Below are 14,358 nucleotides of genomic sequence, written 5' to 3' on the forward strand. Positions count from 1 at the left end.
GCAACGGCCTTCTGATGTCGCGCGTTAGCGGGAAGTAACGGCAAGCCCAAACCCCTGCATCAGCCGGCGCGTGGCGAAATCGGGCTTGCCGGAGGTGAAGATCGCCGGATCCTCGCCATTGAGCGGTTCGAAGCCGTTCGGCAGCGCCACCAGCGAGCGTGCACGCCGTGCAATCGCCTCCGCGGGATCCAGCCAATCGACCGGCCATGGCGCCAGCCGCCGGAAGACATTGGCCATGAAGGGATAATGGGTGCAGGCGAGTACGACGATGTCGGTCTTCCGCCCATCGAGTTCCACGAAGCAGGGGGCAATCTCCGCGAGGACGGTTTCGTCCTCCAGCTTTTCGCCGCGGATATAGGCCTCGGCCATGCGCGCCAGGTTTTCCGATCCCACGAGTCGCACATGGCATTGCGAGGCGAAAGACTGGATGAGGTCGCGGGTGTAGGCACGCCTCACCGTGCCGGGCGTGGCAAGCACCGCTACCACTCCCGAGCGCGTGCGCTCGGCTGCCGGCTTGATTGCCGGCACCGTGCCGACGAAGGTCATTTGTGGATAGGCGGCGCGCAGCTCCGCGCCGACCAGGGTGAAGGCCGTGTTGCAGGCGATGATGCAGATTTCCGGATCGTGTTCGGCCAGCAATCTGCCGAAGAGCGCGACCACGCGCTCCTTCAGGGCGCCCTCCTCCCAACCGCCATAGGGAAAGCCGGAATCGTCGGCGACATAGATGAAATGCCGTTCGGGCATCAGCACTCGCGCTTCGCGCAGCACCGTCAGTCCACCGATACCGCTGTCGAAGACCAGAATGGGTTTCGGTTCAGTCGTCGTCACCGCCGCTCCGTGCTTTCCTGCCCTGGTCCGGCGCGCCCGAACCGCGTGGGTTTTCCCGCGTGAAGCGGTCGAGCGAGGAGATGACGCCGCGCAGCACCTGGATTTCGGATTCGGTGAAGCCCGGCCTCGTCAGGACAGCGCGCAGGTTTTCCATCAGTTTCGGTTTCTTGTCGGCGGGACGGAAATAGTTGCGTGCCTCCAGCGCCTCCTCCATGTGGTCGACCAGGCCCTGAAGCTGTTCCTTCGTGGCAGGACGCTGCGCTATCGCCTGGAACGAGGTCTCGTCCTCCGAGGCCATGCCGGTCTTCAGCCATTCATAGGACATGAGCAGCACGGCCTGCGCCAGGTTCAGCGACGCGAAAGCCGGATTGACCGGGAACGTGACGATCTCGTCGGCGAGCGACACCTCCTCGTTGGTCAAGCCCGTGCGCTCGCGGCCGAAGATGATCCCGACCGCTTCACCGCCCTTGAAGCGCGTGCGCAACTCCCGCGCCGCGACGATCGGCGAGCGCACCGGCTTGAAGCCGTCGCGATCGCGGGCAGTGGTCGCATAAACGAAATTGAGATCGGCGACCGCCTCTTCGAGCGAGCCATAGAGTTTGGCATTGTCGATCACGTGGTCGGCACGGCTGGCGGCGGACCGCGCCTTCTCGTTCGGCCAGCCATCGCGCGGATTGACGAGCCTCAGTTCCGACAGCCCGAAATTCGCCATGGCGCGCGCCACCATGCCGATATTCTCGCCGAGTTGCGGATAGGCGAGTATGATCGCCGGGCCTTCCGTCAAGAGTTCGCGCTCGCTGTTGGTCCCTGCCATGCCATCCTTGCCTTCGCCTTCGTCCGGCGCCTCCCTCGCACAAATGGCGCGAAAATTAAAGCTGCTTTCGCTCCCGGACGGGCCCGTCGGCCACCGGTCCGCGTAGATCGAAAGTTTCGACCAAGCATGCTTTGCCTTCCCCACCCACGGTGCTATAGGGCTCTGGATTTTTCCACCGGAGGGACATCGAGCCGGTGTCCCGCAAAGCACGAGGCATGTTCATGGCAAAGATCAAGGTCGCCAATCCGGTCGTCGAACTCGACGGCGACGAGATGACCCGTATCATCTGGCAGTTCATCAAAGACAAGCTGATCCATCCCTATCTCGACCTTGATCTCGAATATTACGACCTCAGCGTCCAGAACCGCGATGCGACCGACGACCAGGTGACCGTCGATGCGGCCAATGCCATCAAGAAGCACGGCGTCGGCGTCAAGTGCGCGACGATCACCCCCGACGAGGCTCGCGTCGAAGAATTCAGCCTCAAGAAAATGTGGAAGTCGCCGAACGGCACGATCCGCAACATACTTGGCGGCGTGATCTTCCGCGAACCGATCATCTGCAAGAACGTGCCGCGCCTGGTCCCCGGCTGGACCAAGCCGATCATCGTCGGCCGCCACGCTTTCGGCGACCAGTACCGCGCCACCGACTTCAAGTTCCCGGGCAAGGGCAAGCTGTCGATCAAGTTCGTCGGCGACGACGGCGAGACGATCGAGCATGAGGTCTATGACGCGCCGGGCGCCGGCGTCGCCATGGCAATGTATAACCTCGACGAATCGATCACCGACTTCGCCCGCGCCTCGTTCAATTACGGCCTGCAGCGCAAGGTTCCGGTTTATCTCTCGACCAAGAACACGATCCTGAAAGCCTATGACGGCCGCTTCAAGGACATCTTCCAGAAGGTGTTCGAGGAAGAGTTCGCCGAGCAGTTCAAGGCCGAAAAGATCTGGTACGAACACCGCCTGATCGACGACATGGTCGCCTCGGCGCTCAAGTGGTCCGGCGGCTATGTCTGGGCCTGCAAGAACTATGACGGCGACGTCCAGTCCGACATCGTCGCGCAGGGCTTCGGCTCGCTCGGCCTGATGACCTCGGTGCTGATGACGCCGGACGGCAACACGGTCGAGGCGGAAGCCGCCCACGGTACCGTCACCCGCCACTACCGCCAGCACCAGAAGGGCGAGGAAACCTCGACCAACTCGATCGCCTCGATCTTCGCCTGGACCCGCGGCCTCGCTCACCGTGCCAAGCTCGACGACAATGCGGATCTCGCGAAGTTTGCAGAGACGCTCGAGCGCGTCTGCGTCGACACGGTCGAATCGGGCTTCATGACGAAGGACCTCGCCCTGCTGATCGGTCCCGACCAGCCCTGGCTCTCGACCACCGGGTTCCTCGACAAGATCGACGAGAACCTTCGGAAAGCGATGGCTGCCTGAACCAGCCGCATGGACAACGATCTGGAAACCCGGCCTCGCGCCGGGTTTCTTGTATTTTGACTGCTATAATGTGTTCGCGAGGGGCAAGGCGTTGCCACCCGTGCCTTCTCCTGCCCGTGGGAGAAGGTTGCGGTCCACCCTCCGCAACTGCTGTGCAGGACGGGCAGCGGGACGAAGGGGCAGATTTCCGACCATTTGATGAAGAGTGGGAACGGGAAAGATGACAAACGGTCCGGTAAGGATGCTGGCATCCGACATAGACGGGACGCTGCTCGGCGACGAGGCGGCGGCCGAACGCTTCCGCCACACCTGGCATGCGCTGAACAGGGACCAGCGGCCGCTGCTCGTCTATAACAGCGCGCGCACCGCCGACGACATGCTGTCCCTGGTCGAGGCCATGCTTTTGCCGAGGCCCGACTACGTGATCGCTGGGGTCGGCACGGTAATCGCCGACATGCGCATGCCCGGTCCGCTGCAGGCCTTTTTGGAAGAGCTTGGCCCTCCCTTCGAGGCGCAAACGATCGCCGCTGTCATGCAGTCGATCGAGGGGGCCGTTCCGCAGCCGCAATTGCACCAGCTTCCTCACAAGATAAGCTGGCATCTGGCCGACGCCCCGGAAGCGGCAATCACGGAGATTGCCGGGCTCTTCGCTGCGTCGGGCCTGGCGGTAAAGCTCGTTTATTCCAGCCGCCGCGACCTCGACATCGTGCCGACGGCCGGCGGAAAAGGCGGTGCGCTCGGCTGGATCTGCCGCCGGTTATCGATCGGCCTCGACGAAGTCGTCGTTGCCGGCGACAGCGGCAACGACCGGGAGATGTTCGAGATGCCGTATGTCCGCGGCGTCGTGGTCGCCAATGCGCTTTCCGAACTTCGCGACTCCCCATCATTGGATCGCCGACACTTCCTGGCATCCGCTTGCCACGCGGATGGCGTCATCGAAGGCCTGAAATATTGGGGCGCACTACGGTGAGGTTCACCGGACCGTGGGGCGCGCTCGATCTCAGCGTGGCATCTCGCTGAAAGGGCAAACGTCGTCTTCGAAGGGTACGTGTCTTCGACGAAACTGCGTGCCTTCCACGATTTCCGGCTTGCTGATCCTGTCCATGCGGAAGTGGCGGAAATCCTCGCGGGCGGCATCCCAGGCCACGAGGTACCAAAGTGGCGGCAGGATCAGCATCGCCTGAGGTTCGACTTCGCGGATGGTTTCTACTCCTTTGGCGTCACGATAGTGGAACCGCAGATGTAGCCGCTGGAGAAATGCCGTCTCGAAGGCAGACAGCAGCGCGGGATCGATCGATCCCAGGTCCGAAATATCCTGCTTGGGCGACAAGTGTCCGATGTACAGACAATCGAGGAGTCGGCGCAGGTCTCGCACCTTGTCTGCCGACAATGCCTTTTCGATCTTGGCAAGCCCCGAATCGGCGAGATCGGAGAAGGGAAGAGATCGGGCCGCGCGCATTGCCGCAACGCTGATGATGAGCGCGAACACCTCAGTCACGGAGAGCCGAGTAGTGGTCTGCACCGATTCCGGGTCGAGCTGAATCCCGCCGCCCCGGCCAGATTCCGAATGGATGACGAAACCCTGGTCACGCAGCGCTCCGATGTCGCGCAGCACCGTTCGCCTGGAAGCGCCAATTTCCTCCGCCAATTCGGCGACCGTTGAAGTCCCGTTGCGCCGGAGGATGCGCACTATGGCGTCATGTCTGAGGCGGATGTTCATTTACGGACCCTACGCCGCGCGTCTTATCAGACGCGCAAAGGTCGCTGTAGCACTTTGAATTGCTGCATGTCCTTGTTCTTGAATCGAGGTCGATAAAAAGGAGACATGCAGTAGCACATTTGGTGCCAAATTATGGCACCGATTTACCTTAGGCGAGTCATGACAACTCAGTAAGGAGACCAAACGTGACATAGCAAAACCAAACAGCCGGCGCCAGCATAAAGCCGGTCATCGTCAACCCTTCCCACCTGCATGACCCGACGCCGAATGGCTACAGCACAGCGGTCATCACCCCGGCTTCCGGTCGGTTGGCTTTTATCTCAGGGCAAGGCGGACAGGACCACACCGGCGCACTCTCGTCCGATTTCGGCGAACAGGTGAAGCAAGCCTACGCGAACCTCGCCGCCGTGATCGCCGCGCTTGGCGCTCGCCCGGACCAGGTCGTGAAGCTGACAGTTTTCGTGGTTGACCACGATATGTCGAAACTGAGCGTGCTCACCGAGAACGTGGTGCGGACGTTCGGTGCCAAGCTGCCTGCGCAGACTTTGGTGCCGGTGCCAAAGCTCGCCATCGACCCTATGCTTTTCGAGGTTGAGGCTGTCCTCCTGTTGGATTGAGTACCTGTTAGAATCGCTTTCTGCGCTTCGCCGGGGGAACGGTCAAATCCCACTTCGACTTGACAGATCCTGCCGGCTTGCCGTCGGCTGTATCCTGCTTGTGCGCCGGCGCGACTCAGATACGCTAAGCGTGCCGTGCATGTTCGATCCCGACGTGACGGCGTCCGGAAAGCGTTGCCTATGCCCGATTCCATGGTTCCGAAGACTGCCAGCGTGTTTGCCGAGGGCTACGATCTTGCGCGGCTGAAGGCGGATGCCTTTGCCGGCCTGACGGTCGCCATCGTCGCCCTGCCGCTTTCGATGGCGATTGCCATCGCCTCCGGTGTTACGCCCGATCGCGGGCTCTACACGGCGATCATCGGCGGTTTCCTGGTCTCGCTGCTCGGCGGCAGCCGCGTACAGATCGGCGGGCCAGCCGGCGCTTTCATCGTGCTCGTCGCTGCGACGGTGGCACGACACGGCGTCGACGGTCTGCTGCTGGCAACCGCCATGAGCGGCCTCATGCTGGTCGCCGCCGGCTATCTGCGGCTCGGCCAATACATCAAGTTCATTCCCTATCCGGTGACCGTCGGCTTCACCGCCGGAATTGCCGTGATCATCTTTGCAAGCCAGTTGCGCGATCTCTTCGGGCTCACCCTGCCGGGCGCTGAGCCGGGCCCGATCGTCGACAAGGTCGTCGCGCTAGCCGGGGCAGCCGGCACGGTCAATTGGGCATCCGTGCTGACTGCGGCCCTGACGATCTGCATCATCCTCGCACTCCGGCGCGTAAGGCCCCATTGGCCCGGCATGCTGATCGCGGTTGCCGCGGCGTCGGCCGTGGTCGCCCTGCTGCAATTGCCAGCGGAGACGATCGGCACCCGCTTCGGCGGTATTCCGCGGGGACTGCCGCTGCCTGCCCTGCCGCCACTTTCGCCGGACAAGGTGCTCGCAGTCTTTCCGGATGCGGTCTCCTTCACCCTTCTAGGAGCGATCGAATCGCTGCTTTCGGCCGTCGTCGCCGATGGAATGACTGGGCGCAGGCATCGTTCGAGCATGGAACTGATCGCTCAGGGGATCGCAAATTTCTTTTCGGCCCTCTTCGGCGGCATCTGCGTGACCGGCACCATCGCGCGGACGGCAACCAATGTGCGCGCCGGTGGCACGAGCCCGGTCTCGGGCATGCTGCACTCGGTCTTTCTGCTTCTCTTCATGCTGCTCGCCGCGCCGCTCGCAAGCTACATCCCGCTTGCCGCACTTGCCGGGGTGCTCTCCATCGTCGCCTGGAACATGATCGAGAAGCCGGCCTTCATGGCGCTGCTGCGATCCTCCTATGGCGATGCGGTCGTCCTGCTCGCCACCTTTCTGATCGTCGTTTTTCGAGAGTTGACCGAGGGGATCGTGATCGGCTTCGCCCTCGGCGCGGTACTGTTCATCGATCGCATGGCAAGGAGCATTTCCGTTGGAGAGACCACGCCCCTGGCGATTTTGAAGCGGGAAAATGGCGAAGAGGAGCATCCGGTCGTCGCGGACGACCCGGATACCGTTATCTACCGCATCTCCGGCATCTTCTTCTTCGGCTCCGCTGCCACCGTGGGCACCGTTCTCGATCGGATAGCCGATCAACGCCGGAATTTCATTCTCGACTGCTCCGAAGTTCCCTTTATGGATTCGACGGCCGCCAATGTCATCGAAGGGACGCTTCGGAAGGCGGAACGAAGCGGCGTCCGCTTCATCATTACCGGAGCCAGGTCGCAGGTCCGCCGCACGCTTTACCAGCACCACGTCCGCCCGCCGCGCGTCCTGATGCGTGCATCCGTTCCGGCGGCACTCGAGACCATCCGTGCCGAAAGGGCCGCATGAAAAAAAGGGCGCCGTTGCAGCGGGCGCCCTCTTCCTGAAGCGTATTTTGACTCAGCCGGCCAGCGCCAGCGCCACTGCCTCGATTGCCTCGGCTGCCCGACCGCCGTCCGGACCGCCCGCCTGAGCCATGTCCGGCCGACCGCCGCCGCCCTTGCCGCCAAGCGCTGCCGAGGCGACACGCACCAGATCGACGGCGCTGACCTTGGACGTGAGGTCGTCGGTCACGGCAACGACAGCGCTTGCCTTGCCGTCACCCGAGACGCCGACGAAGGCGACGACACCAGAGCCGAGGGTCTTCTTGCCGTCGTCGGCGAGGCTCTTCAGGTCCTTCGGCTCGACGCCGGATACGACCCTGCCGAGGAAGCGGACGCCGCCAATCTCGCGGGCCGCCTCGCCCGAGCCGTTCTGGCCATCGCCGGCAAGTGCCAGCTTCTTCTTCGCCTCGGTCAGTTCCCGCTCCAGCTTGCGCCGCTCGTCAAGAAGCGCCTCGACTCGGCCGAGAACGTCGGCCGGCTGCACCTTGAGTGCCGCCGCGAGCGTCTTCACCCGCTCGTCCTGCTCGTTCAGATAGGCGCGGGCCGCCTCGCCGGTCAACGCTTCGAGGCGGCGGACGCCGGCGCCGACGGCGCTTTCCGAGACGACACGGATCAGGCCGATATCGCCCGTCGCGGAGACGTGTGTGCCGCCGCAGAGCTCAACCGAATAGGGCTTTCCGGCCTTGGAACCGCGAACACCTTCGCCCATCGCGACCACGCGAACCTCGTCGCCGTATTTCTCGCCGAAGAGCGCCATCGCGCCTTCGGCGATCGCGTCGTCGACGCTCATCAGGCGAGTCGTGACCGGCGTGTTCTGGACGACGATCTCGTTCGCCATCTCCTCGACGATCTTCAGCTCTTCGGCCGTCATCGGCTTCGGATGCGACACGTCGAAACGCAGGCGTTCGGGTGCGACCAGCGAGCCCTTCTGCGCCACATGGGTGCCGAGCACCTCGCGCAGCGCCTCATGCAGGAGGTGCGTTGCCGAGTGGTTGGCGCGCAGGCGCGTGCGCCGCGCATGATCCACCGTCAGCGTTGCGGCTTCTCCGGTGTTCACGCTGCCTTCCGTGACCATGCAATAGTGAACGAAGAGCCCCTCGCCGCGCTTCTGCGTGTCGGTGACGGTCAATCGGCCCGTCTCGGTGGTGATGACGCCGGTATCGCCCATCTGGCCGCCCGACTCCCCATAGAAAGGTGTCTGGTTCAGGATCACCTGGATGCCTTCACCCTCGTTCGCCGAATCGACGACCGTGCCGTCGCGAACAATCGCCTGGATCACGCCCTCGGCCGCCTCCGTGTCGTAGCCCAGGAAGTCCGTGGCGCCGTGCCTTTCCTTGAGCTCGTACCAGATCGTCTCGGTCGCCGCTTCGCCGGAACCGGCCCAATTGGCCCGCGCTTCCGCCTTCTGCCGTTCCATCGCTGCGGCGAAGGCGTCCGTATCCACGGTGATGCCCTTGGCGCGCAGCGCGTCCTGTGTCAGGTCGAGCGGGAACCCGTAGGTGTCGTAGAGTTTGAAGGCGGTTTCGCCATTGAACCGATCGCCTTCGGAGAGACCGGTCGAGGCGTCCGCAAGCAGGTTGAGGCCGCGCTCCAGCGTCTTGCGGAAACGGGTCTCCTCGAGCTTCAGCGTTTCGGAGATCAGCGCTTCGGCGCGAATCAGCTCCGGGTAGGCACGACCCATCTGGCCGACGAGTGCCGGCAGCAGCTTCCACATCAACGGCTCCTCGGCACCGAGCAACTGCGCATGGCGCATGGCGCGGCGCATGATACGACGCAGCACGTAGCCGCGGCCCTCGTTCGACGGCAGCACGCCGTCGGCGATCAGGAAGGCGGAGGAACGCAGATGGTCGGCAATGACGCGATGGCTCGCGCGCCGTTCGCCCTCAGCCCTTACTCCGGTCGCTTCCTCCGATGCCGCGATCAATGCCCGGAAGAGGTCGATATCGTAGTTGTCGTGCTGGCCCTGCAGGACTGCGGCGACACGTTCCAGGCCCATGCCGGTGTCGATCGATGGACGCGGCAGATCGATGCGCTCCTCTTTCGTCACCTGCTCGTACTGCATGAAGACGAGGTTCCATATCTCTATGAAGCGATCGCCGTCCTCATCGGCCGAGCCCGGCGGTCCGCCCCAGATCTCTTCGCCATGATCGTAGAAGATCTCCGAGCACGGGCCGCAAGGGCCGGTATCGCCCATGGCCCAGAAATTGTCGCTCGTCGGAATGCGGATGATGCGGTCGTCGCCGAGACCGGCGATCTTCTTCCAGAGGTCATAGGCCTCGTCATCGGTGTGATAGACGGTGACGAGCAACCGCTTCGCATCGAGCCCGTATTCCTTGGTGATCAGGTTCCATGCAAGCTCGATCGCACGGTCCTTGAAATAATCGCCGAAGGAAAAATTGCCGAGCATCTCGAAGAAGGTGTGATGACGCGCGGTATAGCCGACATTGTCGAGGTCGTTGTGCTTGCCGCCGGCGCGGACGCATTTCTGCGCGGTCGCCGCCGTCGAATACGGACGCTGTTCCAGCCCGGTGAAGACGTTCTTGAACTGCACCATGCCGGCATTGGTGAACATCAACGTCGGATCGTTGCGCGGCACCAGAGGGCTCGACGGCACGATCTCGTGGCCGTTCTTGCGGAAATAGTCGAGAAACACCGACCGGATTTCATTCACGCCGCTCATCTTGCGTCCTATCTGTGCACACTCCGGCCGCAAGCGCAGGTGTCCCGCGCTTCAGTGCCGTAACCTTCGACCCCGCGTCTATCGCTCGTAGCCGCCCTCCCCGATGGCCGCTGCCATCGGAACCACAGGCTTTTATCTTCCGCATATCACGCTGTCCAGACGGCAGCAAAAACCGGCCGCTCATGCCGAGGGCCGGTCCTCCGGGCGAAAGCTGGTTTGCTCTGCCCGCTATTCGGCGGCATCCTCGCCGTCGCTCTCCGGCCCGCCGTTCTCAAGGAACCGCTCGGCTATCAGGCCGGCATTCTGCCGGAGCGCCATTTCGATCTCGCGCAAAAGATCCGGATTGTCGCGCAGAAACTGCTTGGCGTTCTCGCGGCCCTGGCCGAGACGCTGACTGTTATAGGAGAACCACGCCCCGGACTTTTCCACAATGCCCGCCTTGACGCCGAGGTCGATGAGTTCGCCGGTCTTGGACACGCCTTCGCCATACATGATATCGAACTCGACCTGTTTGAAGGGCGGCGCCATCTTGTTCTTGACGACCTTGACGCGAGTCTGGTTGCCGACCACTTCCTCCCGCTCCTTGACCGAGCCAATGCGGCGGATATCGAGCCGGACCGATGCATAGAACTTCAGCGCATTGCCGCCCGTGGTCGTTTCCGGCGAGCCGAACATGACGCCGATTTTCATGCGGATCTGGTTGATGAAGATCACCATGCAGTTGGACTTGGAGATCGATGCGGTCAGCTTGCGCAGCGCCTGGCTCATCAGGCGCGCCTGCATGCCCGGCAGGCTGTCGCCCATCTCGCCCTCGATTTCGGCGCGCGGCACGAGCGCTGCGACCGAGTCGACGACCAGCACGTCGATCGCGCCGGAGCGAACCAGCGTATCGGTGATTTCCAGCGCCTGCTCACCGGTATCGGGCTGCGAGATCAGGAGATTTTCGAGATCGACACCCAGCTTGCGCGCATAGACCGGATCGAGAGCATGCTCGGCGTCGACGAAGCCACAGATGCCACCCTTCTTCTGCGCTTCGGCAATGGTCTGCAATGCCAGCGTCGTTTTGCCCGAGCTTTCCGGGCCGTAGATTTCGATAATGCGGCCTTTCGGCAGGCCGCCGATGCCAAGCGCGATATCGAGGCCAAGCGAACCGGTCGAGACGGTTTCGATCTCGACGACGCTATCCTTGGCGCCTAGCTTCATGATCGATCCCTTGCCGAACGCGCGTTCGATCTGGGAGAGCGCCGCTTCAAGTGCCTTGCTTTTATCCACCGATTTGTCCTCTACGAGCCGCAAAGAGTTTTGTGCCATTGGGTCCACCTTTAGGTTATTGGAGCTGTTGAGGCAATGAAGCCGCCGCAGGAGTTTTTGTACACGCTTTGTTCCGATTTGGCAATGGCACATCAACCAATTGAAACATATGGGTTATTCGCCAATCGTTCGATTCCTGTTCACGGGCCATTGTACTCCATTTTCGTGGGACGGCGCGGAGCTTCGCCCAGACCTGTCGAGCCAGTCCGATTCGCATGATGAGGTGACGCATGAAGCAGCATAGGATCGCCGTTTTCGGTGGCGCCCATATCGACCGCCGCGGCCGTATCAGTGGCCGGACGGCGCCGGGTGCAAGCAATCCCGGAACGTGGTTCGAGGAGACGGGCGGCGGCGGCTTCAATGCGGCGCGCAATCTCGCACGCCTCGGGCACCGGGTGCGCATGATCAGCCCGCGCGGCGGCGATGCGGCCGGCGAACTGATCGCTGCGGCCGCAGCGGTGGCCGGAGTGATCGACTGCCCCTTCACCTTCCTCGATCGCAAGACGCCGAGCTACACGGCGATCCTTGAAAACGACGGCAACCTCGTCATAGCGCTCGCGGACATGGAGCTCTATGCGCATTTCTCGCCGCGCCGGTTGCTGCAGCGGGCAACACGCGAACTGGTCGCCGCGAGCGACCTCGTGCTGATGGACGCCAACCTCCCACAGGAGACCTTGGCGGCGCTGGTCCGCGCCGCAAGCGGAGACGGTCGTCTCGTCGCCGGCATCGCCGTTTCCCCCGCCAAGGTGATCCGATATGGCGAATGCCTCGCCGGTCTCGATTTCCTGTTCATGAACGAGGCGGAAGCACGCGCGCTGACAGGAGCGGATAACGCCGATGCCGAGGCGTGGCCTTCCCTTCTGCGGGCGGCCGGGCTCTCCGGCGGTGTGGTGACACGCGGAGGTCGGACGGCGGTCGCCTTCGACCGGTTGAGTGCCTGCCTCGCCTCGCCGCCTGCCCTGCCCGCCCTTGCAGACGTAACAGGCGCCGGCGACGCTCTGGCCTCCGGCTTCCTTTCCGCCCGGCTCGCCGGTCTGGAACTCGCCGCATCCCTGCGGCACGGCATGGCCGCCGCCATGATTGCGCTCCGCTCGCGCTACGCGGCTGCGGAAGAGATGTCTTTAAACAATCTCCGGGAGGCGCTGACCCTTGTGCCGGTGCCGCGAATGCTGTCATGAGATTGCCAATCGAAGGGAGGAGCCGCTGGCGGCCTCTCCCGGTATCCTGCTCCAACACTCGATCAGAAGCGAAGAACAATGACGAAGCCTTCCAACCCATCCCTGCCGATGGAATATTCCGACGAAGTCGCGGCCGCGAAAGCGCGCGGCGCGCCGATCGTCGCGCTGGAATCGACGATCATCACCCACGGCATGCCCTATCCGGGCAATCTCGACATGGCGCGCAGCGTCGAGACGATCATACGCGAACAAGGGGCGGTGCCCGCGACCATCGCGGTCATCCACGGCACCCTCCATATCGGCCTCGACGACGCGAAGCTGGAAGCGCTTGCCAAGACTGAAGAGGCGATGAAACTTTCGCGCGCCGACCTCGCCTTTGCGATCGCCGAGCGCCGCACCGGAGCCACCACCGTTGCCGCGACGATGATCGCCGCCGCCCGCGCCGGCATCGGCGTTTTCGCGACCGGCGGCATCGGCGGCGTTCATCGCGGCGCGGAACTGAGTTTCGATATTTCCGCCGACCTCGACGAACTCGCGCGCACCAACGTGATCATCGTCTGTGCGGGCGCCAAGGCGATTCTCGACATTCCTAAGACGCTCGAGGTACTTGAGACCCGGGGCGTGCCGGTGGTCACCTATGACAGCGAAACCTTCCCCGCCTTCTGGTCGCGCGACTCCGGCCTCAAGAGCCCGTTGATGCTGAACAGCCCCGCGGCGATCGCCAATTTCCAACGCATGCGCGAGCAGCTCGGCGTCGATGGCGGAATGCTCGTCGCCAATCCGGTGCCGGAGGAAAGCGAGATTGTGCGCGAAGAGATGGAAATCTACATCACCCGCGCGCTGGACAATGCCGCGAGCGACGGCATTTCCGGCAAGGCGGTGACGCCCTACCTGCTCGACAACCTCTTTCACATGACGGAAGGCCGCAGCCTCGAAACCAATATCGCGCTCGTCGAGAACAATGCCCGGCTCGCCGCCGAGATCGCCGTCGCACTGGCCGCGAAATAGTCGCAACTCTCCGCTTGCTCGACGGTATACTCCTGGGCTTCGGCAGTATCGTCGCGACCTCGGCAAGAACTCGGGCGCCGCGCACAAATCCGACATAGTCGCGGGGGCTGCCGGCGATAGCTGGGTTGCGGTGCCGGGCAGGCTGAACATCGAAGAAATCCCGATCTGAAACGGAATGCGACAGGAATGTCGCATTTGCTCGCTGTGTCGTCGCCTGGACGACGACACGAGACGGCGCAAATTCTTACGTAGGATTGACCAAACGACATCAAGAGACGCGGCCAGCGCGTCCTCACGAGCAGGAACTCCGGCGCTTGAAATCCGGACCCGCGCACCGGCTTTTGCACAACATCTTCCGGACTGCAATACAAGACTGCCGGCGCGTGGACCACTCGCGATCAAAAGCCGCAACCGCAATTCACCATGAGAAAAGGAGAAGAGAAGAGGTCAACCGGTAAACAAAACTGGAGGGGAAATGTACACGAAAATAATGGTTCCCGTCGATCTGGCGCATGTCGAAAAGCTAGAGCGTGCCCTTGATACGGCGGCAAAACTTTCCAAGCTCTACAATGCTCCCGTTGCTTATGTGGGCGTCACGGCCTCAGCCCCCGGTCCACTCGGGCATAACGCTGCGGAATATGCCGCGAGGCTGGCGGCTTTCGCGAAGGACCAGGGCGCTCGTCACGGCATCTCGACCCGGTCGGAGTCGGTGGTCAGTCACGACCCGGCAGTGGATCTCGGCGATGCCCTGGTCGAGGCGGTCAAGAACACGGGAAGTGACCTCGTCGTCATGGCGACGCACATTCCCAATGTTGCCGATCATCTCTGGCCATCCAACGGAGGCCGCCTGGCAACCCACACGAATGCCTCCGTATTCCTGGTCCGCAGTTGA

Annotated in this window: 12 protein-coding genes; 7 read left to right on the forward strand and 5 right to left on the reverse strand. The window is 62.9% G+C overall.

The window, feature by feature from the left end; translation table 11 throughout:
* Window positions 1-24 precede the first annotated feature (24 nt).
* Both murI and EKH55_RS07870 read right to left on the reverse strand, forming a co-directional pair.
* Window positions 25-828: a glutamate racemase gene (murI, locus tag EKH55_RS07865; protein WP_069458508.1), complete on the reverse strand. Its 804-nt coding sequence runs from the start codon at window positions 826-828 to the stop codon at window positions 25-27.
* Window positions 815-1,642 carry an RNA methyltransferase gene (locus tag EKH55_RS07870; protein ID WP_069458625.1) on the reverse strand — a complete coding sequence of 276 codons (828 nt, stop codon included), beginning with the start codon at window positions 1,640-1,642 and terminating at the stop codon, window positions 815-817. The genes murI and EKH55_RS07870 overlap by 14 nt, the downstream gene beginning before the upstream one ends.
* A 221-nt stretch (window positions 1,643-1,863) precedes the next feature.
* Here EKH55_RS07870 and EKH55_RS07875 point away from each other — a divergent pair, with 221 nt between their 5' ends.
* Both EKH55_RS07875 and EKH55_RS07880 read left to right on the forward strand, forming a co-directional pair.
* The gene (locus tag EKH55_RS07875) at window positions 1,864-3,078 is read left to right on the forward strand and encodes an NADP-dependent isocitrate dehydrogenase (protein WP_069458624.1); all 1,215 of its coding nucleotides are present in this window, start codon (window positions 1,864-1,866) and stop codon (window positions 3,076-3,078) included.
* A 220-nt stretch (window positions 3,079-3,298) separates the two neighbouring features.
* On the forward strand, window positions 3,299-4,048 hold the full coding sequence (locus tag EKH55_RS07880) for an HAD-IIB family hydrolase (RefSeq protein WP_069458507.1): 750 nt from the start codon (window positions 3,299-3,301) through the stop codon (window positions 4,046-4,048).
* A gap of 30 nt (window positions 4,049-4,078) precedes the next feature.
* Here EKH55_RS07880 and EKH55_RS07885 read toward each other — a convergent pair whose 3' ends face one another.
* Window positions 4,079-4,798, reverse strand: a complete 720-nt coding sequence (locus EKH55_RS07885; protein ID WP_069458506.1) for a helix-turn-helix transcriptional regulator — start codon at window positions 4,796-4,798, stop codon at window positions 4,079-4,081.
* Window positions 4,799-5,016: 218 nt separating this feature from the next.
* Between EKH55_RS07885 and EKH55_RS07890 the strand changes: the two genes are divergently transcribed.
* Both EKH55_RS07890 and EKH55_RS07895 read left to right on the forward strand, forming a co-directional pair.
* Window positions 5,017-5,415, forward strand: coding sequence for a RidA family protein (locus tag EKH55_RS07890; protein WP_151611290.1), 399 nt, complete (start codon window positions 5,017-5,019; stop codon window positions 5,413-5,415).
* A gap of 180 nt (window positions 5,416-5,595) precedes the next feature.
* Window positions 5,596-7,254, forward strand: coding sequence for a SulP family inorganic anion transporter (locus EKH55_RS07895; protein ID WP_069458505.1), 1,659 nt, complete (start codon window positions 5,596-5,598; stop codon window positions 7,252-7,254).
* A 51-nt stretch (window positions 7,255-7,305) separates the two neighbouring features.
* Here the strand turns inward: EKH55_RS07895 and alaS are convergent, their stop codons facing one another.
* Both alaS and recA read right to left on the reverse strand, forming a co-directional pair.
* Window positions 7,306-9,969: an alanine--tRNA ligase gene (gene alaS / locus EKH55_RS07900; RefSeq protein WP_151611291.1), complete on the reverse strand. Its 2,664-nt coding sequence runs from the start codon at window positions 9,967-9,969 to the stop codon at window positions 7,306-7,308.
* A 228-nt stretch (window positions 9,970-10,197) separates the two neighbouring features.
* Window positions 10,198-11,280, reverse strand: a complete 1,083-nt coding sequence (recA, locus tag EKH55_RS07905; protein WP_069458503.1) for a recombinase RecA — start codon at window positions 11,278-11,280, stop codon at window positions 10,198-10,200.
* Between the two features lie 230 nt (window positions 11,281-11,510).
* Between recA and EKH55_RS07910 the strand changes: the two genes are divergently transcribed.
* The 3 genes from EKH55_RS07910 to EKH55_RS07920 all read left to right on the forward strand — a co-directional run bounded on the left by EKH55_RS07910 (window position 11,511) and on the right by EKH55_RS07920 (window position 14,358).
* Window positions 11,511-12,458 carry a carbohydrate kinase family protein gene (locus tag EKH55_RS07910; RefSeq protein WP_151611292.1) on the forward strand — a complete coding sequence of 316 codons (948 nt, stop codon included), beginning with the start codon at window positions 11,511-11,513 and terminating at the stop codon, window positions 12,456-12,458.
* A gap of 78 nt (window positions 12,459-12,536) precedes the next feature.
* Window positions 12,537-13,466, forward strand: coding sequence for a pseudouridine-5'-phosphate glycosidase (locus EKH55_RS07915; protein ID WP_151611293.1), 930 nt, complete (start codon window positions 12,537-12,539; stop codon window positions 13,464-13,466).
* A gap of 475 nt (window positions 13,467-13,941) precedes the next feature.
* Window positions 13,942-14,358 (forward strand): universal stress protein, encoded by a 417-nt coding sequence (locus tag EKH55_RS07920; RefSeq protein ID WP_069458500.1) that lies wholly within the window; start codon window positions 13,942-13,944, stop codon window positions 14,356-14,358.

Origin of the sequence: Sinorhizobium alkalisoli, from assembly GCF_008932245.1 — a bacterium.
GTDB lineage: Bacteria > Pseudomonadota > Alphaproteobacteria > Rhizobiales > Rhizobiaceae > Sinorhizobium > Sinorhizobium alkalisoli.

Excerpts from the sequence above, each read along its gene's own strand:
- EKH55_RS07870 (WP_069458625.1), bottom strand. The coding sequence starts at position 1,642 with ATGGCAGGGACCAACAGCGAGCGCGAACTCTTGACGGAAGGCCCGGCG.
- EKH55_RS07915 (WP_151611293.1), top strand. The coding sequence starts at position 12,537 with ATGACGAAGCCTTCCAACCCATCCCTGCCGATGGAATATTCCGACGAA.
- EKH55_RS07895 (WP_069458505.1), top strand. The coding sequence starts at position 5,596 with ATGCCCGATTCCATGGTTCCGAAGACTGCCAGCGTGTTTGCCGAGGGC.
- EKH55_RS07885 (WP_069458506.1), bottom strand. The coding sequence starts at position 4,798 with ATGAACATCCGCCTCAGACATGACGCCATAGTGCGCATCCTCCGGCGC.
- recA (WP_069458503.1), bottom strand. The coding sequence starts at position 11,280 with ATGGCACAAAACTCTTTGCGGCTCGTAGAGGACAAATCGGTGGATAAA.
- EKH55_RS07920 (WP_069458500.1), top strand. The coding sequence starts at position 13,942 with ATGTACACGAAAATAATGGTTCCCGTCGATCTGGCGCATGTCGAAAAG.
- EKH55_RS07875 (WP_069458624.1), top strand. The coding sequence starts at position 1,864 with ATGGCAAAGATCAAGGTCGCCAATCCGGTCGTCGAACTCGACGGCGAC.
- EKH55_RS07880 (WP_069458507.1), top strand. The coding sequence starts at position 3,299 with ATGACAAACGGTCCGGTAAGGATGCTGGCATCCGACATAGACGGGACG.
- alaS (WP_151611291.1), bottom strand. The coding sequence starts at position 9,969 with ATGAGCGGCGTGAATGAAATCCGGTCGGTGTTTCTCGACTATTTCCGC.
- EKH55_RS07910 (WP_151611292.1), top strand. The coding sequence starts at position 11,511 with ATGAAGCAGCATAGGATCGCCGTTTTCGGTGGCGCCCATATCGACCGC.